Source organism: Streptomyces sp. NRRL WC-3742, assembly GCF_000720635.1.
In the GTDB taxonomy this organism is placed as follows: domain Bacteria; phylum Actinomycetota; class Actinomycetes; order Streptomycetales; family Streptomycetaceae; genus Kitasatospora.
This window is the reverse complement of sequence record NZ_JOCF01000003.1, coordinates 194,784-215,834: the sequence shown is the minus strand read 5'-3', so window position 1 is coordinate 215,834 and position 21,051 is coordinate 194,784. Positions and strand designations below refer to the sequence as shown.

At 68.9% G+C, this 21,051-nt stretch carries 14 protein-coding genes; 10 read left to right on the top strand and 4 right to left on the bottom strand.

Features of this window, described 5'->3' with window-relative positions; genetic code table 11:
- Positions 1-155: 155 nt before the first annotated feature.
- A complete protein-coding gene (locus IH61_RS48085) occupies positions 156-1,268 on the bottom strand; it encodes a glycoside hydrolase domain-containing protein (RefSeq protein WP_234326999.1) in 1,113 nt (370 codons plus the stop codon).
- Between the two features lie 242 nt (positions 1,269-1,510).
- Between IH61_RS48085 and IH61_RS0103290 the strand changes: the two genes are divergently transcribed.
- Positions 1,511-2,050 (top strand): hypothetical protein, encoded by a 540-nt coding sequence (locus IH61_RS0103290; protein WP_158844608.1) that lies wholly within the window; start codon positions 1,511-1,513, stop codon positions 2,048-2,050.
- Positions 2,051-2,378: 328 nt separating this feature from the next.
- Complete coding sequence (locus IH61_RS0103285) at positions 2,379-13,292, top strand: LamG-like jellyroll fold domain-containing protein (RefSeq protein ID WP_158844605.1); 10,914 nt, start codon at positions 2,379-2,381, stop codon at positions 13,290-13,292.
- 71 nt (positions 13,293-13,363) lie between these two features.
- Here IH61_RS0103285 and IH61_RS46725 read toward each other — a convergent pair whose 3' ends face one another.
- Entirely contained in the window at positions 13,364-13,987 is a 624-nt protein-coding gene (locus IH61_RS46725) for a hypothetical protein (protein WP_158844603.1), read from the bottom strand.
- Positions 13,988-14,052: 65 nt separating this feature from the next.
- Positions 14,053-14,193: a hypothetical protein gene (locus tag IH61_RS46720; protein WP_158844600.1), complete on the bottom strand. Its 141-nt coding sequence runs from the start codon at positions 14,191-14,193 to the stop codon at positions 14,053-14,055.
- A 501-nt stretch (positions 14,194-14,694) separates the two neighbouring features.
- Here IH61_RS46720 and IH61_RS40300 point away from each other — a divergent pair.
- From IH61_RS40300 to IH61_RS42455, 6 genes are all read left to right on the top strand, one after another.
- Complete coding sequence (locus IH61_RS40300; protein WP_037971478.1) at positions 14,695-15,654, top strand: DUF6881 domain-containing protein; 960 nt, start codon at positions 14,695-14,697, stop codon at positions 15,652-15,654.
- 439 nt (positions 15,655-16,093) lie between these two features.
- Positions 16,094-16,522, top strand: coding sequence for an Imm1 family immunity protein (locus IH61_RS0103270; protein WP_031064561.1), 429 nt, complete (start codon positions 16,094-16,096; stop codon positions 16,520-16,522).
- A 110-nt stretch (positions 16,523-16,632) separates the two neighbouring features.
- Entirely contained in the window at positions 16,633-17,058 is a 426-nt protein-coding gene (locus IH61_RS0103265) for an Imm1 family immunity protein (protein ID WP_031064557.1), read from the top strand.
- A 341-nt stretch (positions 17,059-17,399) separates the two neighbouring features.
- Positions 17,400-17,885, top strand: a complete 486-nt coding sequence (locus IH61_RS0103260) for a DUF2975 domain-containing protein (protein WP_031064554.1) — start codon at positions 17,400-17,402, stop codon at positions 17,883-17,885.
- Positions 17,885-18,127 carry a helix-turn-helix domain-containing protein gene (locus tag IH61_RS0103255; RefSeq protein WP_031064551.1) on the top strand — a complete coding sequence of 81 codons (243 nt, stop codon included), beginning with the start codon at positions 17,885-17,887 and terminating at the stop codon, positions 18,125-18,127. Before IH61_RS0103260 ends, IH61_RS0103255 begins: the two co-directional genes overlap by 1 nt.
- Before the next feature lie 168 nt (positions 18,128-18,295).
- The gene (locus IH61_RS42455; RefSeq protein WP_051836171.1) at positions 18,296-18,754 is read left to right on the top strand and encodes a hypothetical protein; all 459 of its coding nucleotides are present in this window, start codon (positions 18,296-18,298) and stop codon (positions 18,752-18,754) included.
- A gap of 75 nt (positions 18,755-18,829) precedes the next feature.
- Here IH61_RS42455 and IH61_RS0103240 read toward each other — a convergent pair whose 3' ends face one another.
- Positions 18,830-19,711 (bottom strand): NAD-dependent epimerase/dehydratase family protein, encoded by an 882-nt coding sequence (locus IH61_RS0103240; protein WP_031064549.1) that lies wholly within the window; start codon positions 19,709-19,711, stop codon positions 18,830-18,832.
- Between the two features lie 110 nt (positions 19,712-19,821).
- Between IH61_RS0103240 and IH61_RS0103235 the strand changes: the two genes are divergently transcribed.
- Both IH61_RS0103235 and IH61_RS45545 read left to right on the top strand, forming a co-directional pair.
- Positions 19,822-20,286, top strand: coding sequence for an Lrp/AsnC family transcriptional regulator (locus tag IH61_RS0103235; RefSeq protein ID WP_037971474.1), 465 nt, complete (start codon positions 19,822-19,824; stop codon positions 20,284-20,286).
- A gap of 168 nt (positions 20,287-20,454) precedes the next feature.
- Entirely contained in the window at positions 20,455-21,036 is a 582-nt protein-coding gene (locus IH61_RS45545; protein ID WP_158844597.1) for a hypothetical protein, read from the top strand.
- The last annotated feature ends 15 nt before the right edge of the window (positions 21,037-21,051 follow it).

The window sequence follows — 21,051 nt, the reverse complement described above, 5'->3', positions numbered from 1 at the left end:
CTCCCCCGCCACCGGGCGAGGTCGTTCCGGGTGATGAGGGCCTGGGGGTGGTCGGGGCCCTGACGTAGCAGGGCCGCCGCCGTGGCTGGGCTGCGGCTGGTCCGGACGGTCGAGCCGGGAACCGGTGGCCCCGCCGGCCGGCGGGGCCAGGGGGATCAGCTGATGACGGCGACCGGGGCGTTCCAGGCGTTCTGGTCGATGGTGAGGGAGGAACCGCCGTAGCTCTCCTGCTTGTTGACCGCGTACTGGTGGCCTCGGCGGGCGCCGCTCCACTGGTCGGCGGGGAAGGGGAAGCCGCTGGTGGTGTCGGCGGTGCCGTCGTAGAGGGCGTACCAGAGGGCGTCGGGGAGGCCGGGGGCGCCGGTGGTGGCGGCTTGGCTCATGGCGAGGGCGCTGGACTTGCTGAAGCCGTAGAAGCCGGCGAAGTAGCCGCGGGAGTGGAGGGCGGCGTCCCATGCCTGGACGTAGGTCAGGACTGCGGCGCTGCAGGCGGTGTCGGAGGCGTTGTACGCCTCCATGTCGAGGTAGATGGCGCTGCCGGCGCCCATGCCGAGGGCGGCGGCGTGGGTGACGGCGTCGGCGCCGTCGGCGGTACCGAGGGTGGCCGCGTTGGCTGCGGTGATGCGCTCGGGGTTGTTGGAGGTCTGGCAGGGGGGCTGGGCGCCGACGTAGAGGGGGATGAGCTGCCAGCCGGCGGTGTGGACGGTGCGGACCCAGGAGGGGGTCAGGTTGGGCTGGGCGCAGCCTCGGTTCTGGCCGCCGATGTAGACGGCGGCGGCGCCGTAGGGCGAGGTGCCGTGCCATGCCTGCATGGTGGCGGCGGGCGGGGCGGTGCAGGTGTCGAACGCCTTGCCGGTGAAGACGGCCGGTCCGCGGGCGGGGGCGGGGACGTTGGCGACCGGGGCGGCAGCGGGCTGGCCGGCGGCGCCGGGTGTGGGAGGGGGCGTGGTGGAGGACGCCGGGCGCGAGGGCGTCGCGGAGGCCGAGGCGGACTTGGTCGCCGTGGGTGAGGCGGACGGCGAGGCGCTCGGGGAGCCGGGGGCGCCGGAGTCGCTGGGGCTCGGCGGAGCAGTGGTGGCGGCGCTGTCTCCGCCGGCGGCCGAGGCTGCCGTGGTGGCGCTGCTCGGTGTGGAGTTCCCGGCCAGTCCGGTGACGGCGAGTGTGGTGGCACCGGCCGCGAGGATCACGCCTGCGGCGCTGAGCGCGATGGCCCTGTTGCGGCGGGTGGTGCTGCCGGTGGTGCTGCCGGGGTTGTGCTGGTGGGACACGTACCGTCCTCGGGAGGTGGCTTGGGAGAGGCGTGAAGGAAGATCACGGCGGGCCGGGCGCGACGATATCGCCTGGATCGGCCGCCGACCAATGCGGGCCCCGTTCACGTCCCCGTTCACGTCCCGTCAGGGGGCTGGGCTGCGACTTGTCGCGCACATGCGCCTATGCTGCCACGGCTGACGACCGGCGCGGTTCGCCGTCGGCCGGCCAGTACGGGACCGACAGTCGAAGGGACGAGGCGATGCGCCGATACGGACGAGGCATGCTGTGGGGCGGGGTGGCGGTGCTGCTCGCCGTGGTGGTGGCGGGGGTCGTGGCCCTGTGGCCGGACGACGAGAAGGACCCGCTGCCCGTGCGGGCGCGGGAGTACAAGCCCACGCAGGTCTGCCTGCTGACCCCGGCGAGCGGGCTGGCGGACGCGCAGTCGGCCCAGGCGTGGGCCGGTCTTCAGGACGCGTCGGCCAAGACCCACGTCCAGGTCCGCTACCTCGCGGCCGCCGGTGAGGACACTCCGGGCAATGCCGCCCCGTACCTCGCCTCGCTGGCGGTGGGCGGCTGTCAGGCCGTGGTGGTGGCCGGTGACACCGGGGTCCAGGCCGCGGTGCAGGGCGCGCACTCGTTCCCGAAGGTGCAGTTCCTGCTCCTCCAGAACGGTCAGGGCGGCCAGAACGGCCAGGCCGCCGCGCCCGCGGGTGGCAACACCAAGGGCCTGACGGTGGCGAGCCCGTCCGACGCGCGTACGCAGGTGGCCTCGGAGGTCGAGCAGCTCACGAAGAGCTGACGAACGTTCCGGGACGAACGGGTGTCTGTTCACCGGCGAACCGTCGATCTTCCGCGAATCCCCAGGTCAAGGGCCTTGACGCCCACTTGACCCCCAGTCGACAACCGTGATGCACTCCGCATGATTTTTTTCATCTGAGCGTCGGTCACGGACCGAGACTTAGGGGTTTCTCATGCGCGCGTGGAAGCCGGTTCGCCGGTTCACCGTATTCCGGAGGCGACACCGCTTCCGCCCTCTGATCAGACTGCTAGCGGTCACACTGATCGTGACCCTCTCCACCGTCGGAGGCATATCCACGGCCGGGGCCGCAGAACGCGGATTCCCGGCCTTGTCTCTGTCCTGGGACCAGGTGAAGGACTGGTTCTCGGACGATCCGGGCAGACCGGGCTTCGGCCCGACGCCCAGACAGCACTCGGGGACCGCCGCCGGGCGGGGCCACAAGGCCACGGCCGACGAGACCCGGGCCTCCGGCGGCCAGGGCCACGCCCCGGGCAAGTCCCCCTCCGAGCTCGACGACTACGCCCCCCACCAGCGCAAGCCCGACCAGGGGGCGAGCGCCACGCAGAAGACGGGGTTCGACGCGCGCAGCAGCAAGCGCAACGCGGCGAAGTCCTCCAAGACGTCTGACGCGTTCGACAACGCCGACGGTTCAGTCACCCGGAACATTTCCCAGACCCCGATCAACTACCAGGACGCCTCCGGCAACTGGCAGAAGGTCGACACCAGTCTGAAGAACGGTGCGGGCGACGGCCGTTGGCACGAGACGGCCAACTCGGTCGCGGTGGACTTCGCGCCGAAGGCCGCCGACACCTCGCTCGCGACCCTGCGGACGGGCGGCGGCCACGCCCTGAGCTACGCGCTCGAGGGCGCGGCCCCGGTCACGGGTACGGCGAACGGGTCGGACGTCAGCTACCCGGGCGTCCTGCCCGAGACCGACCTGGTGCTGACCACCACGCCGAACGGTCTCAAGGAATCGATCGTCCTGCACTCGGCGAAGGCGGGCAACACCTGGACCTTCCCGCTGAACCTGGACGGCCTGGCGCCGCACCAGCAGCAGGACGGTTCGATCAACCTGACGGACGCCGCGGGCAAGACGGTCGAGCAGATCCCGCCGGCCTACGCCTACGACTCCAAGGTCGACCCCCGCTCGGGCGACGCGGCGAGCACGAACGCCGTGCGCTACGAGCTGGTCAAGTCCGCGAACGGCGGCACCTCGCTGAAGGTGACGCTGGACGAGTCCTGGGTGCGCAGCAAGGACCGCCAGTTCCCGATCACCGTCGACCCGACCGTGACCGACGGCTGGACGACCGCCTACGCCCAGGACGGCAACAACACCGACCACTCGTACGAGCAGTTCATCAAGATCGGCTCCTACGACGGCGGCACCAACAAGGCGAACAGCTTCATCAACCACTGGTACCAGAGCTGGGACGGCTCCGGCGTCACGGTCACCTCGGCCACGCTGAAGCTGTTCGAGACCTGGGCCTCGACCTGTGCGTCCCCGCAGCGCTTCGACGTCGCGCTGGTGACCCAGCCGTGGACGCCGAGCCAGGTCCAGAACTACCCCGGCCCCAGCTTCGGCGCCTCGATCGGCAACGCCTCGCCGACGCTGACCAACGCCTGCACCAACACCACGGCGAACCCGGCCGTCGGTGACTGGGTGTCGGTGCCGCTGTCCGCCTCGGCCCTGCAGGGCTGGATGAACGGCAGCACGCCGGACTACGGCCTGGCGGTCTACGCGGCCACCAACGACACCCTGCACTGGAAGAAGTTCGGTTCCTTCATGGACCCGAACAAGGGCCCGTACATGCAGGTCACCTACACCGGCAACTCCGGCCCGCAGGTGTACTCGCAGTACCCGAGCAACAACGCCGTCGCCTACACGACCACCCCGGAGCTGACCGCCTGGTCGGCGGGGGCGAACTCGACGGGCGCCAGCAGCACGCTCAAGTACCAGTTCACCGTCTACGACAACACCAACACCAAGATCGCCGACTCCGGCCTGATCGCGGCCGGTGACTGGGTGGTGCCCGCGGGCAAGCTGTCCTGGGGCAAGACCTACTACTGGCAGGTGCAGTCCAACGACGCCAACCTCTGGTCGCCGTCCAACGGCCTGTACGCGCTGAACATCCAGGTGCCGCAGCCGCTGATCACCTCGGGGCTGTCGCAGAACAGCAGCGAGCACGGCTTCGACGCGTCGATCGGCAACTACACCACCTCCGACACGGACGCCGAGGTCTCCACGGCCGGTCCGCCGCTGTCGGTGGTCCGTGACTACAACTCGCGCGACCCGCGCTACACGGGCGCGTTCGGCACCGGGTGGTCGAGCGTCTTCGACTCCCGCGCCACCGAGCAGTACAACGCCGCGGGCGCGGTGACCGGTGTGGTCATCACCTACCCCAACGGCGCGCAGGTCGGCTTCGGCAAGAACGGCGACGGCAGCTTCAGCCCGCCGTCGGGGCGTTTCGCCACCTTCAAGTCCGTCACCGGCGGGTACTCGCTCACGGACAAGAACAGCAACGTCTACACCTTCACCCAGGGGCTGGGGGCGGGCGGCTTCGGCGTCACGGCCATCACCGACGCCAACAACCGCTCGATCAACTACACCTGGGCGAACGGTCAGATCACCGACATGACCTCCCAGGTCTCCGGGCGCGCCCTGCACCTGACCTGGGCGACCCCGTCGGGGGCGAACGCGGCCCACGTGGCCACGGTCTCCACCGACTCGCTCGGCACCCCGGGCCCGCTGACCTGGACCTACAAGTACACCGGTGACCAGCTCACCGCGATGTGCCGGCCCACCGACGCGGTGCACTGCCACTCCTACGGCTACACCTCCGGATCGCAGTACCAGAACGCGATCATGGACCTCGGCCCGCAGAACTACTGGCCGATGTCGGAGGCGGCCGGTGCCACCACGGCGGCCGACGCCGTCCTGGCCAACCAGGCCAACGGCAACGGCACGTACACCAACGTGACCCTCGGCCAGTCCGGCGGTCCGCTGGCGGGCTCCACCGCGACGGTGGCCGGGTTCAACGGCACGTCCTCGTACATGACGCTGCCGCAGAACACGGGCAACGCGGCGAACTCCGGCGCGCTGTCGCTGTGGTTCAAGACCTCCGCCGGTCCGGGCGTGCTGTACTCGTACGCCTCCACGCCGCTCTCGGCCGGCAGCGCGGCGGGCTACTACACGCCGTCGATCTACGTCGGCTCGGACGGCAAGCTGAACGCCGAGTTCTGGTACAGCGGCGGCACCGCCCCGATCACCAGCAGCGCGGCGGTCACGGACGGCAAGTGGCACCACGTCGTCCTGTCGGCGGCCGGCAACTCGCAGGCGCTGTTCCTGGACAACGCCCAGGTCGGCACCCTGTCGGGCACCGTGTCCATCCAGAGCGCGGTGGCGTTCGGCGCGAACCAGCCCTACAACTACGTCGGCGCCGGCTTCCTCGGCGGCAGCTGGCCGGACCAGCCCAACACGGGCAAGGGCACGGTCAGCTACTTCAACGGCCAGATCGCCGACGTGGGCTGGTACAACCGCCCGCTGGTGACGGCCGACGTCAACGCGCTTTACCAGTACGGCACGCACCCCGCCAGCCTGCTGAACAGCATCACCCGCCCCTCCGGCAAGGCGTTCACCGGCGTCGCCTACGACGCGGCGACCACCGCCGTCACCCAGGTGACCGACGAGAACGGCGGCGTCTGGAAGATCGGCGCCCCGACGGTGACCGGCTCCTCCCAGACGTACCGCGGTTCCGTGCTGGGCAGCGCCCCGGCCGGGTACTGGCGCCTGGGCGACGCGGCCGGATCGGCCGCGGCCACGGACGAGGTCCGCGGCGGCACCGCCACCTACAACGGCGTCACCCTCGGGTCCGCCGGTCCGTTCTCGGACAACACCGCGGCGGCGTTCAACGGCACCTCGTCCTACATCCAGCTGCCCAACACCGACCATCTGGACAGCGGACCCAACTCCGTCGAGATGTGGTTCAACATGCCGGCCGGCAACACCGGCGGCGGAACCCTCTTCGACTACGCCACCAACCCGCTCGGCAGCGGGCAGAGCTCCTGGGTCCCCTCGCTGTACGTGGGCACCGACGGCAAGCTCCGCGGAGCGTTCTGGGGCCTGCCCCAGATCACCACCGGCGCCCCGGTGAACGACGGCAAGTGGCACCACGTGCTGCTCAGCGGCAGCGCGACCACGCTGAACCTGTACCTGGACGGCCAGTCGGCCGGCAGCTCCACCGGTACGTTCCAGCCGAGCTCGTCGAACTACGTCTACGTCGGCGCGGGCTACTCGTCGCAGTGGTCCAACGCCCCGAACAACGTGTGGGGCTACTTCCCCGGCTCGATCGCCGAGGTCGCGTTCTACAACTCCGCGCTGTCCGCGCAGGAGGACGCCACCCACTTCTCGGCGGGCAAGAACTCGACCGGCCTGCTGCCGGTGAAGTCCGTGGTGGTCACCGACCCGGTGAACGCCACGGAGACCACCCGGTACGACGTGGTCAACGGCAACCGCACCCTGTCCCACACCGACGGCGTGGGCAGCACGGTCAGCTACGGCTACGACACCAGCGGGTTCCAGACCACGACCGTCGACCCGAACGGCGTCATGAGCCGCACCGGCCACGACCCGCGCGGCAACACGGTCTCCGTCAACAACTGCCAGAACCAGCAGGCCAACACGTGCTCGACGCAGTACTTCACGTACTTCCCGGACGACACGAGCGCCCAGCTGACCACGGCCGACGCCCGCAACGACGTCATGCTCACCTCGCGTGACGGCCGTTCGGCCTCGGCCACCGACAACACCTACCTGACCTCCTACACCCTCGACGCCGCCGGAAACCACACCGGCGTCACCACCGCGGCGGTGCCCGGCTTCCCGAACGGGCGCACCACCACCACGGTGATCTCGGACGGCTCCGCCACCTACCCGGCGGCGGACAGCGGCACCGTGCCCAAGGGCCTGCCGGTGTCCACCACCTCGCCCGGTGGAGCGGTCAACTCGGTCGCGTACTTCCACAACGGCGACGTGGCCTCCACCACCGACCCGACGGGCCTGGTCACCCGGTACACCTACGACCCGCTGGGCCGGGTGCTGACCAAGACCGTCGTCTCGGACACCTACCCGAACGGTCTGGCCACCTCGTACGTCTACGACGGCGACGGCCAGGTGACGCAGGAGACCAACCCCGCGCTCACCGACCGCGTCACCGGGGCGATCCACACCGCGCAGGTCAGCACCGTCTTCGACTACGACGGCAACGTCACCTCGCAGACGGTCGCCGACACCACCGGCGGTGACGCCTCCCGTACGCAGACCACCGTGTACGACGCCTACAACCACGTGCAGTCGCGCACCGACGCCAACGGCAACGTGCCCGGCGCCACCAACGGCGGCACGACGACGTACAGCTTCGACGCCATGGGCGAGATGGTGAAGGAGGTCGGCCCGACGGGCACCACGACCACCTTCCAGTACGACGCCAACGGCCACCTGCTGTCGAAGACCCTCAAGGGCTACACGGGCGACCCGGTCGCACCGTCCGCCGCCACCGACCTGGTGGAGTCCTCGCGCGCCTACGACCCGGCCGGCCGGCTGGCGTCGATCACGGACTCGATGGGCAACACCACCACCTACACCTACACGGACAACGGCCTGCCGGCCACCGTCACCAGGAAGGACCCGACCGGGCAGAGCTCCTTCCAGCTGTCGTCCAGCACCTACGACGCAGCCGGGAACCTGACCCAGAAGACCACCAACAACGGCGCCAGCGTCACCCAGTACCAGGTCGACGCCGCCTCCCGGGTGGCCAGCACGACCCTGGACCCGGCCGGCGTCAACCGCGTCACCCAGGTCTCCTACACGCCGGACGACCTGGTCGCCACCACGCGCCAGACCGACTCCTCCGGCGCGGACCGCACCATCAGCAAGACCTACGACCCGATGGGCCGTCCGCTCACCGAGACCCTCCACGGCGACGCCTCCGGCCACCCGGCCGGCTGGTGGCAGCTGAACCAGAGCTCGGGCACGACGGTCACCGACCAGTCGGGCAACGGGAACACCGCGTCCGTCTCGGGCAACGTCTCCTGGTCCGGCGGGGCCGCCGGCTTCGACGGCTCCGGTGGAACGATCTCCACCAACGGCCCGGTCCTCAACACCACCTCGTCGTACAGCGTCTCGGCGTGGGTGAACCTGACCGACAACACGGCCTACCACTCCTTCGTCACCCAGGGCGGCACCAACGTCCCGTCCTTCTACCTGCAGTACTCCAAGGCGTTCGGCGGCTGGACGTTCATCGCGAACAGCTCCGACGCGACGAGCCCGTCGGCCTACTACTCGGCCCACACGTCCTCGGCCGCGCTCAACACGTGGACCCACCTGGTCGCCACGTTCGACGCGTCCAACGGCACGATGAGCCTGTACGTCAACGGTGCCCTGGGCGCCACCGGCAACAACCCGAGTCCGTGGACCGGCACCGGCGGGCTGACCGTCGGCGCCGCCAAGACGCCCAACAACGGCACCTTCGACAAGGCCATGGGCCAGGTCGCGAACGTCCAGGTCTACCAGCGGGCCGTCAGCGCCGCCGAGGCCCAGACGCTCTACACCAACGGCCAGAACGGCGGCTCCGTCGGATCGTCCAACACGCAGACCACGCAGTGGACGTACGACAAGCGGGGCCTGCCGACCTCCGTCACCGACCCGAACTCCAACACCACCCAGTTCTCGTACGACGAGGCGGGCAACCTCGCGGTGACCACGGCCCCGGCCGTGGCGGTGGAGGCGGTCGGCGGCACCTCGGTGACGGCCCGCCCGGTGACCACCAGCGGGTTCAACACCTTCGGTGAGGCGGTGGAGGAGCTCGACCCGAACGGGAACGAGAGCTTCACCGGGTACGACGCCAACGGGCAGAAGGTCTCGCAGACGCTTCCCGTGTACACGGCGCCGGGCTCGACGACTCCGGTCAACGGCCAGAGCCTCTGGACGTACGACGCCGACGGCAACGTGCTGTCGACGACCCGACCGGGTGGAGAGAGCACCCAGTACAAGTACACGCAGCTCGGTGACGTGGCCCAGGTCACGTCGGCGGACGGCAGCACCATCCATGCGCTCTACGACACCAACGGCGAGAAGCTGTCGGTGACGGACGGCAACGGCGCGGCCAGCCAGGCCACGTACGACTGGATGGGACGGCCCGTCACCACGACGAAGCTCGAGCGCTACCCGACCAATCAGACGCTCACCAGCACCAAGTCCTACGCGGTGACGCCTGGAAGCCCCTATGGCGCGTTCGTCTCCTCCGAGACCAGTGCGACCAACGTGACCACGGCCTACGGCTACAACCGGCTCGGTGAGCAGACCCAGGTCACAGACGGGGCAAACAACACCACGACGGTCGCCTACGACTTCGTGGGTCGTCCGTACCGGACGACGGCGGCGGACGGAACGTACAGCACGGTCGACTACACGGCCGCCAACCTGCCGGCGTCCCACAAGCAGTACGACGCCAGCAACAACCTGTTGACCCAGACCTCCTCGGTCTACGACGGCAACGGCAACGCGACCTCGGTCACCGACGCCAACGGCCACACCACGCAGCTGACGTACGACGCGAGCAACATGGTGACGCAGGAGATCCAGCCGGTCTCGGCGACCTCCTCGATCACCACGTCGTTCGGCTACAACGCGGCGGGCCAGCGCACCCGGTACACCGACGGCCGCAACAACTCCTGGTACTACACGTACACCTCCCGCGGCCAGATGGCCACGGTCCAGGAGCCGGGCACCGGTACGTACAACTCGGCCGACAACACCACGACGACCTACGCGTACGACGCCAACGGCCGCACGACCTCCCAGGCCCTGCCGGGCGGGGTGTCGGTGTCCTTCGGCTACGACAAGGTCGACAACCTGCTCACGGCCTCGGGCACGGGCGCCGAAGCGGCGACCGCGACCCGATCGTTCACCTACGACAACGCGGGCCAGGTCCTGACCGCCGCCACCTCCAGTGCCGGCACCATGGGGAACCCCGACTACCAGGCGGCCACCAGCGAGACGTTCACCTACAACGACCGCGGGGCGCTGCTGACGGCCTCGGGCTCGGGCGGTGCGTCCTCGTTCGCCTACAACGGCTCGGGCCAGCTGACCTCCCGGACGGACGCGGCCGGTACAACCGGCTACGGATACGACACGGCCGGACGTCTGCAGTCTACGAACGACCCGGCCACGGGTGCCCAGCTCACCTACGGCTACAACAAGCTCAACCAGGTCTCGTCGGTCACCTACGGCTCGCTCGGCAACGTGCGGACCTACGGCTACGACGCCCTGCACCGCCTGACCTCGGACACCCTGGCCAAGGGGACGACGACCCTCGCCTCCATCGCCTACGGCTACGACAACAACAACAACCTGACCAGCAAGAGCACCACCGGAGTCACGGGAGCGGCCAACCACACCTACGGCTACGACTGGGCCAACCGCCTCACGTCGTGGAACAACGGCACCACCAACACCGCCTACGCGTACGACGCCTCGGGCAACCGCATCCAGTCCGGCTCCAACGTGTTCACCTACGACGCACGTGACCAGCTGACCTCGGACGGCGTGCACACGTACACGTACTCGGCGCGCGGCACGATGAAGAGCGACATCACCTCCGCGGGCAGCACCACGCTGGCCTCGGACGCCTACGGGCAGCAGGTGCTTGCCGGTACGCAGTCGTACACCCACGACGCGGCCGGACGGAACATCACCGACACCACCAGCGGGGCCACGACGCGCACGTTCTCGTACTCCGGTGCGGGCAACGTCGTCGCCTCCGACGGCGATTACTCCTACACCTACGACCCCGGCAACTCACTCGTCGGACTGAACCTCGCCGGGGCAATGTCGACCTCGACCGGACAGCTGGCCGTCCTCGACCAGCACAACGACGTGGTGGGCACCTTCGCGCCGACCGGTTCCGCTCTGACGACCTCCGCCACGTACGACCCACTGGGCGCCGTGACAGCGAACAGCGGTCTGCCCGGACACCTGGGCTTCCAGTCCGGCTGGACGGAGAGCTCCACCAACCTGGTGGGCACCGCCTCGCGCTGGTACAACCCGCGTACGGGTGTGTTCCTCAACAAGGACACCGTCTCGCTGAACCCGGTGCCGAACTCGGCTGCGGCGAACCCGTTCGCCTACGTCGCCGACAACCCGCTCTCCGCGGGTGACCCGTCCGGCCACTGCCCCTGGTACATGCCCGACTCGGCCTGCAAGATCGCCAACAAGGTGGTCAACGCGGTCGACAGCGGCGCCCACTGGGTGGCCGACAAGGTCGAAACCGGGGCCGCCTGGGTGGCCGACAAGGTCGAAACCGGCGCCACCTGGGTCGCCAACAAGGTCGAGGCCGCTGCCACGTACGTGGAGCACGCCGCGGTCAGCACGGCCCGGTCGGTCTACCACCACGTCAAGGACGCCTATCACCGCGCCTATCACTACGCTCAACGCGTCCATCACTGGGCGGTACGGACCGTCAGACGCGCCTACCACGCAACCGTACGGGTCGTGAAACACGCCTACCACGCCGCCAAGGCTGCCGCCAAGCGCGTCGTCCAGGTCGCTCACAAGGCCGCGGGCGTGGCGTACAAGGCCGCACGCACGGCGTACAAGGCGACGGTTCACGCGGCCAAGACCGCGGCGACCTTCGTCAAGCACCACGCCGCCGCGATCACCTCGTTCGTGGTCTCGACCGCCGTGTTCGCGGGCTGCGAGGCCCTGACCGGCGGCGTCGGCTCCATCGGCTGCGCGGCGGCCGCGGGAGCTGCGGGAAGCCTGGTCACCCAGGGCTTCAAGTGTGCGCAGAAGGGCGGATCGGCCTGCAGCGCAGGCGCGTTCGGCAAGTCCGCGCTCGAGGGCGCTGCTGAGGGCGCCGTCGGCGGGGCCCTCGGCAAGCTCGGCGGCGCGATCATCGGCAAGGTCGCTCCCAAGGCGATGGAAGCCGTGGGCGGCCTGTTCGGCAAGGGCGCGACCGAAGCCGCGGACGTCGCGGCCGAGGACGCCACCCAGGCGGCGGCCCGGCAGGCCGGGGCCAAGGGAGCCAGGTCCGCATCGGAGTCCGGTGCGAGCTGCCCGATTCCCCCTGTGCCGCACAGCTTCACCGGTGCCACTCCGGTCCTGATGGCCGACGGCAGCACCAAGAGGATCGACCAGGTCAGGACCGGCGACCAGATCACCAACGCCGTCCCCGGCCAGGACGGGACGCAGACCCACACCGTCACCAACGTCATCGTCACCACTACCGACCACGACTTCGCCAACGTCACGGTCACCCCGACCCGCACCAAGAGCAACGAGGAGCACACCAGCCCGACCCGGACCGCCGAGGCAGCCCCGGCCAAGCAGGCCGAGATCCCGCTGGGCAAGAGGATCTGGCAGCGCGCCGGCCTCGCCCTGGCCGCGTCCCTCGCCGCCGCCAGCCTGATCGGCGTCAACCACCAGCCGGCCGACACGACCGCTCCGGTCGCCTACGCGGCCTCGACCACCAGCGACACCGCTAGCACTGCTGGCACCGCTGACACCACCGACTCGGACGCCAACGCCGACGGTGGAACCATCCACACCACCTTCCACCACCCCTTCTACGACCAGACCCAGACCGCCTTCGTCGAGGCCAAGGACCTCCGCGTCGGCGACGTCCTCCAGACGCCCACCGGCACCGCCCAGGTCACCGGCGTCCGTCTCTTCCACGCTGACACCGTCACCTACGACCTCACCGTCGGCGACCTCCACACCTACTACGTGGAGGCCGGAAACACCCCGGTCCTGGTCCACAACAACAACGGGCTGCCCTGCGAGGAGACAGGGCTGGCTGCCGCCGAGCGCGCGGCAAGCGCCTTCGCAAAGCCTGGCAAGGCCACCGGCGCCCTGCACGTCCAGGGGCGCGGGTGGTTCTCGGATGCCCTTTCCTCGGGCGCCAGGAACATCAACCCGCTGGCCGCAACGCGAGCACCGGGCACCCAGATGGGGTTCGCCCACCACCTGGAATCTCAGGTTGCGGCGATGATGCACCAGGATTCGGAGATGAAGTCGGCTACCCTCTTCATCCACTTCGCCGATTCGGTGGCAGCGGAGGATCGAAAGGTCTGCTCCACCTGCTTCAAGTATCTCGAGGACATGCTTCCGACAGGCCATTCACTGAGCGTCATCTACAAGGACATCAATGGCGTCATCCAACGCCCTGCCCCGTTCATAGGAAACTAACGAACAAATGACTTGAGGCCGGACCCGCGAATTGCGGGTCCGGCCTCAAATCTTTCCTGCACCGAATCAGGTCAGCCGAGCCACTTCACATCGACCATCTCCCTGAACCTGGACAACATTCCGACCTCCGGGGCGGCAATGTCCACGTCCCATCCAGGCCCGTCGTCGCACCGGATGATCTGCATCAGAACGTCACCGCGCATGAAGGTTCGATACCCGGGGACCGGCCAGCTCCAAGCACCGAAAGCGACTTCTTCCGCAGAATCGAGGATGTATTCCATGTGCTCATCCGAAACCATTGATGCCCGCATCCTCGTGCTGGCCCCGGAAAGCACCTCCATGATCGTCCGGTGCACCAGGAATTCCGACATCGTTTCGGAATCCTGCTCCCACGGCTCGTAGATTTCGGCGTTGAAGACACTTCCCGGCATGGCCGGATCGAAGCTCCAGCACCATTCTCCGCCACAATCCGACATGAAGACCGCCTTACCGTCTTCCACCGCGATCCGTTCGGGAGGGGTCATTCTCGTAGTGAACGCAAGCTCTTCATCCCACCTCGAGATCAGCGCGTGCCAGTCACGCAATGACGCAGGGAGCCAATTGCAGCTCTCGGGAAGGGGCTTCGCCTCTGCCGCGGGAGGTCCGAACCATGTGGCCAGAAACTGGGGCAGGTCGATATGTGTGGGATCGATCATCCGCCCATCCTTCCACAGGACGGTCGGGTACCGGCGTTCCCCCGAGCAGCCGACCGCCCATGACGTCACATTCGAGATGTCAGCAGCGCAGTCAGCATGGCAAGGCCCGGATTGGGCTGCGGGGCGAGCGCGAGCAGCGCGAGGACCAGTCCGGAGAATCCGCAGATCAGCAGCGGCCAGCGGCCGACCCGGTCGACGAGCAGCACGCCTGCGACCCGCGCCCGCCAGTCCGACCAGGGCGAAGATCAGCGGGCCGACGTTTGTCTGTGCGGTGCTCGTGGTCAGTTGCTTGGCCATGGTCGGCGTGTAGAAGGTGATCCCGTAGTAGGACGTCGTGCACATGATCCAGAACCCGCAGCACAACAGGGTGAGCTTGAGCGCCGAAGGGGCGAACAGCAGCCGCCACGACCCGCTACGGGACGGGCCCGCCACCGACTCCCCTGCCGTGGACCCGAGTTCGGCGAGGGGGACGTGGAGGCGACCATCGTCGGCGCGCTCGAGGACAAACACGTACTCCTCGGAATTGCTTCGAGTACGCGCATGTGCCCCACGCGCTGCAAGCTTGTGACCGGCCTGCGCGGCATGGTGCAGACTCACGTGGGGGAATTGACGCAGACCTTCCCGAGTACACTCGGTGGAAGACCGCGATCAACAGAGAATTCAGGAACGGGGAAATAGGGTACTGATCCGAAATGCAAGGAATCACCATGCACGGTGGAGTATTCTGCCTGATCCGCATCCTTCCGCTGCTCGACGCACTTGATTCTCCGATCAAGGCTGCGACGGAAAGCGTCGTCGAGGCTTCTCTCGCCGGGCGTCCTGCGCCCGACGGGGCGCTGATCGTCCTCGACGACTATCGGCAGGCGGCAGACACCATCGACGAATACGATCCGGTCCACCTGCAGGTGGGCATCGCATCCGTGGCCATCCTGGTCAGCGAGGCCCAGTGGCCGAGGTACTACCCGCAGCCCCGGTCTCCGTACATGGAGGCGGAGGCGCTCTGGCAGAACTTCGACACCAATCTGGCGAAGGCGCGAGGAGTGCCCCCGCTCTCCCTGTCGGACTCGGCCTTCGCGCACCAGGAGCGGTCCTGGCAGGAAGCCGAGGAGCGGGTCATGGCACTCAGCGCATCGGACCCTTCGGCGTTCACCGCGCACCTCGATCTGCTGCGGGAGAACCTCGCGGCATCCCGGTCGACACTGGCCGGGCACGTCGAGGAGTTCGGCTGGAAGCCGGGCGGGCCGTGCGGCGGCACCTGCGACTGGCCGGCGTGCCGGGCGGAGAGGCCCGAATGCGTTCGGCGCCACTGGGCCCAGCAGACCCTCGCCCAGGAGCTGCGTCGGAGGCAGGGAGCGCCGGCCAAGGCGTGGTACCTGCAAACGGCGTACCCGAGCCATGGGCCCGAGGAGCCTTCCGAGATCCTCAGCGAGATCAGCGCCGAGGGAAGAGAGGTACGCAAGGTCGCGTACTACGGAGGCGGCAAGGTCGAGTGGGTCGCCGCGGACGAAGGAAGGGGCAGGATCTCCCTGAGCCCCGATCCTCTTCCTCCCTTCGCGGAGCTCGATGACCGCGATGACATCTGGGTCGAGGAGATCACGTCGGGCTTCTTCGAACAGCGATGGGCCGAGGCGAGGGAGAATCCCTCGCGGCCGTTCCTCGCGGGATGACGAGCAGGCCGGACATCGGCAGTTGACGTCACCACGTCGAAGGCCCCTTCGGAATTTCCGAAGGGGCCTTCGATCGTTTTGCGGGTGCTGGATTCTGACCGCGGCCTTCAAGCTCGACGTCGATCGGGAGCACCGGACGCGAGACGGAGTGACGCTCAGTTCGGAGCGCGTCCCCTCGTGGGCGGAGCTTGAGGCGAACAACGATCTGCACGCCGAGGAGACGTCCGCGGAATTCTCGAGAGCCGTTGGCAGCAAGGGCTCACGGGTTCCATCGGGTAGTGATAACCGAACAGGAGTGAAGTGCCCCGCCGGATTCGTTTCCGGCGGGGCACTTCACGTTGAAACGTGGAATCCCGCTGCCGGGCGGCAGGACGCCGAGGGTACACTGACGCGACACAGAGTCAGGTGAGGTGACGAGTCACCATTTCGGAGGCAGGGGATGAGGATCAAGGGGCTGGAGGTACAGTTCCAACCCGAACACACCAGAGCTCCCGGCCAGCTCTCCAGCGCGGATGACGTGGATTCTTTCATCGACGCCTTGCTGAATGGGCGCCACGACCGCAACTGCGCCGTGGTGTACTCGCTCGATCGCCCCACGCTGCCGTCGGGGTATCGAGATCACGAGTTGGCGGTCGGGGTCGACAGGATCGCCCGGACCGGTGCGCTGACCCTCGCGGACGACGAGAACCTCGTGTCGAAAGGCACAGTGGATCGCGGCATAGGCGAGTACATGCTCCTCGGGCATGTGCGGGAGTTCATGCCCGGATCGGAAATTCCCATCGAAAACGTCCGCCAGGCCGTGAAGGAATTCCTTGAGAACGGCGGCCGTCTTCCGACCTGCATCGAATGGCAGGAGGAAGAGTTCTGAGAGCCGGACAACAGGATTGAACCGGCTCGCGTGACAGCTGAGTCCGTCACCGCGGGACCCGGCCCCGGTGAGCCGGGCCAGGGCGGACGCAGACAACGGAGGCAGGAACCGTGCGGGGTGCTGAGGCGGTTTTCCAAGAGGAGCACCATGAGAAGCCCCTCGTTCTCGGTTCGGAGGACGCCGTCGATCGGCTGATCGAAGCGCTCGTTGCCGGACACCCCAGCCACAACATGGCCAGGCTGTTCTCACTGGACCGCACGCCCGTCCCGGCGGAGTTCCCGGAGCACGAGTTCCTGGTCGGGATCGACCCTGAGGAACAGGTCGGCATCGTCGCCTTCGCGGACGCGGACGGCTGGTTCGTTCCGAGTGGCACGGCCGAGAAGGAGTACGTGACCTACACGCTGGCCACGTACCCGAGGGAGTTCTGGAAGTCACCGGAGATTCCCGTCGACCTGGCTCGTCAGGCCGTGAAGGAGTTCGTGCTCTCCGGCGGCCTCCGACCGACCTGCATCGAGTGGCAGGAAGAACCGCGGTAACACCGGTTCGCGCCCAGCCATCGCGCACGACCGAGGCCCTCTCGCGGGACGTACGTCGGGGCCGCGCTGCGAGCCTGCGAGGCCGGGCGCCGTACGGGGGGCAGGGCTGTGCGAGAAGGGTTGACACGGTGTCCGGGGTGCTGGAGCCTTTCAGCCGCCGGAGTCGAGGACATGCGCCACGGGCATGTCTCTTCGATGGATTGTTAGCGCCCACAAAGGCGAAATGAGACTGACGCATACGCCGACCGGAGTTCAAGACATGCGCAAGGCAAGGCTTCTTGCCCTGCCTATCGAGATTCGATAGATTCCGATCGCAGTTCGATCGGAAGGAATGATGGGCCGTGGGTAAGTTGGCCGTACGCGCGCTGCGCGCCGTGCTGGCGGTGGTACTCGCCGGCACCGTGTTGATCCAGGCCATGATGGTGTGGGCGATGGCCACCAAACCGGCGGAGGGGGCACTCCCCCTCACCCCGCTGCGCCTGGTCACCGTCCTGGGGATGGCATCGGCCCAGGTCGCCCTGGTGTGCGTGTGGCGGCTGGTGGCGATGGTGCGACGCGGCACCGTGTTCTCCCACGCCGCCTTCCGCTACGTGGACGGCGTGATCGGCGCGATCGTCGCCGCCGCCCTCGTCTGGTTCACGGTCACCGCCATCAACGCCCCGGGCCAGCGGGACGATCCGGGCGTCACCGTCATCATGGCCGGGATCGGCGTGGCCATCCTCGGCGTCGCGCTCATCGTGCTCGTCCTGCGGATGCTCCTCTCCCAGGCCGTCGCACGCGACGTCGAAGCGGCGCAGATGAAGGCCGAGCTGGACGAGGTGATCTGATGCCCATCGTCGTCGACATCGACGTGATGCTGGCCAGGCGCAAGATGTCCGTGGGCGAACTCGCCGACCGGGTGGGCATCACCCCCGCCAACCTCGCGGTCCTCAAGAACGGCCGCGCCAAGGCGGTACGCTTCGCGACCCTCGCCGCGCTCTGCGAGGTCCTCATGTGCCAGCCTGGCGACCTCCTGCGCTGGGAGGCAGGGGGCACGGCGGGCGATGACGTGCCCCCAGGTCGGACATGAACCTCGACACGGTCGGCGCGCCCTCGGGTTCGTAGCCGAGAGCGCCCGTTGACCCCTTCCCTCCAGCCAGTCTGCTGGCTCCCTGGACAGGCCCGGCCGCGTCCACGGCCGCGAGGCGCAGGCCGGGAGCTGCGCCGGTTCCAGGCCGAGCCCTGGTTCCCGGGGACCGTGGGCATCGAGCTGGGGCACAGCCCGCAGGAGCCCGCCCTGTACGAGTACTTCGACGGCTCGGGTCGGCTGTTCTGCGTCGCGGCCGATGCCGTGCGGGGGCCACAGGTAACGCTGGACGGCTTGGAGCTGGTCGGCCGGGATCCGGCTGCACTGGACGGTTGGCTGGGCGATCTTCCCGAATCGGTCGGCAGGTTGGCGTACGGGCCGCGCGGGAACCCCGGGATCGACGACCTGGGCCTGGTCCTGCGCGTCCAGGCCACTCCGACCGGACTGGCCACGCGGCCGGTACTCGTCGGCCGCGAATGGGCCGACCGCTGCGCCGACGACCACGAAGGCTCGGTTCCGGAGTGCGAGTGGGTGGGGTACGTGTGGCCTCACCCGTCGTACCCGGATTTCTTCTGGCCGCCGGCCGGGTCGAAGCCCGCCTGGGCGGGCCGGTGGTCACCGCCGTTCTGAGACGGCGGTGACCACGCGGTCGGGGGCCGCGTCTACGATGCCGGGGATGTCGTGGTGGATGCCGAGGCCCCGCGATCATCCGTGCGAGGGAAGGAGCAGCCCGGGCAGCCAGTCGCGGGTGTGGGAGAAGGTGTAACCGAGCTGCTCGGCGCGGGAGTTGTCCATCCCGTAGTAGCGGTCGAAGGAGAACGGGGAGGCTTCCTCGCCGGACACGGGCACGGCCGTACGGTAGGGGCGGCCGTCGGCGAGCAGGTCGCAGAGGTCGGTGGCGGTCAGCTCGCCGTGGGAGCAGGCGTTGACGGGCCCGGTGAAGTCCGCACCGGCCGCCCAGCACAGGACGTCGGCCATCTCGGCGTCGTGGGTGTAGGAGGACGGCAGGTTCTCCGGGTGGACGGCCACCGGCAGCCCGGCGGCGATCCGCTCCCGGTAGGAGGCGAGCCGGCCGGTGAAGTCGTCGACTCCCAGGACGTGCCCGGCCCTGACACTGACGAAGGGGAACGCGCCGCTGCGGGTCAGTACCGCCTCCGCCTGGCGCTTGCCCTCGCCGTACGACAACTCGCCCTTCTGCGGCGCTGGTTCAGGCACCGGCCAGTGCTGCGGGTCCACGACGTGCTCGGCGAGCGGCACGCCCACGGGCCGGCGCTCACCGGTGTCGTACACCTCGATCGTGGAGGTCATCACGTACCGCCCCACCCGGCCGGCGAACGCCCGCACGGCGCCCTCGGCGTGCTGCGGGGTGTAGCAGACCTGGTCGACCACGACGTCGAAGCTCCGCCCGGCCAGGGCGGCGGCCATTGCCGCCCCGTCCTCCCGGTCGGCGACGAGGTGGGCGACCCCGGGCGGCGGGGCGACCGAGCCCCGGTTCAGCACGGTGACGCGGACACCGGAGTCGCGGAGGAGGGTCACCAGGCCCCGTCCGAAGTAGCGGTTACCGCCGATGACGAGCACGTTTTCCATGCCTCAAGTGTTACGGTGCGGGCCGACCGACTGAAGGGGAGATCGTGGGAGTTCCGGCGCTGCGACCGAAAGACCGACGGCAGAGCGGCATCTCCGCCGACGATTCCGCGGTGCGCCCCGCGAGCACCCTCGACGCGGTCGACCTGCACCTCCTGGAGCTCCTCCAGACCGAGGGCCGGATCACGCTGAGCGAACTCGGCCGCCGGGTCAACCTCAGCCCGGCCGCCGTCGGCGAACGCGTCCGCCGCCTGGAGGCCGACGGCACCGTCACCGGCTACACCGCCCAGGTCGACCCTGCCCGCCTCGGCTACGGCATCCAGGCGTTCGTCCGCGTCTCCCCGCACGCCCGCATGACCGTCAAGTACCTCCGCAGCCAGGAACTCCTCCACCGCCCGGAGATCCTCGAGGTGCACCACGTGATCGGCGAGGACTGCTGGGTCTTCAGGATCGCCGCCCGCGACACCACCCACCTGGAAGAGCTGATCGAACTCATCTCCGCCCTCGGCCGCACCACCACCTCGGTGATCCTCTCCTCCCCCGTCCAGCAACGCCCGCTGCTGCCGCCCGGGCGGTGAGGGCGCGGGAGGTCCGGCCCGCCGGAATACGAACTGTCCGTCCCCGATCGGTCTGTGGCATGGTGTCACTCGACGAAGCCGGCGCGTCCGGGGTCCGGTTCGCCACCTGGCGGTGCTGCCGGGCGGAGGACCTGCAGCACCGGCCACCGGGCAGGAGGGGGAAGCACCGTGAGTTTCCTGGGCATGTGGTGCCTGATTCCGATGCACGCCGACGTCATCGCGCAGTACTCGCCGGAGCTGGCACCGGCCGTCGAGGCCAAGGCCGCACGCCCCGGCTCCAGAGCACTGATCCGGCGATGGCAGCAGACGGGCAGCACCGAGGAGGTCATGCACGAGTTCCTCGACGAGGCCGGCCCGTCCGCGCTGGACGAGAGGATCTGCCTCGTCTACGAGGCGTGGGAGCGCGGTTGCGACAGGGATCTTCCCTATCTCACGGTCTCCGTCCGCAAGGGTTACCCGGCGGCCGCCCTGGCCTACGCTCTCGGACCGCAGCGCAGCGCCGAACTGCCCGGCTGGTTCGGAGACCTCGTCCTCAGCCCCGAGCAGGTCCTCCGGACGCTGCCCGCCGTCGAACGGGTCTTCACCTGGACCGCTGAGACACGGGCCCGGGCCGCCCTGCTCCTCGCCGAGGCCCTGGACCCGGAAGGGGACCGGCAGGACATCGACGAGCTGCTCGACGGCGTCCTCCCGGTCTGGCGCGCCGCGGCAACGGCCGGTCGTGGCCTGCTCGGTGCGAACTTCGTCCCCTGAGCGGGGGCGGCCCGG

Coding starts and splice junctions, on each gene's coding strand:
- IH61_RS0103290 (WP_158844608.1), top strand. CDS start 1,511: ATGCGCCGATACGGACGAGGCATGCTGTGGGGCGGGGTGGCGGTGCTG.
- IH61_RS46725 (WP_158844603.1), bottom strand. CDS start 13,987: ATGATCGATCCCACACATATCGACCTGCCCCAGTTTCTGGCCACATGG.
- IH61_RS40300 (WP_037971478.1), top strand. CDS start 14,695: ATGCACGGTGGAGTATTCTGCCTGATCCGCATCCTTCCGCTGCTCGAC.
- IH61_RS0103270 (WP_031064561.1), top strand. CDS start 16,094: ATGAGGATCAAGGGGCTGGAGGTACAGTTCCAACCCGAACACACCAGA.
- IH61_RS0103255 (WP_031064551.1), top strand. CDS start 17,885: ATGCCCATCGTCGTCGACATCGACGTGATGCTGGCCAGGCGCAAGATG.
- IH61_RS0103240 (WP_031064549.1), bottom strand. CDS start 19,711: ATGGAAAACGTGCTCGTCATCGGCGGTAACCGCTACTTCGGACGGGGC.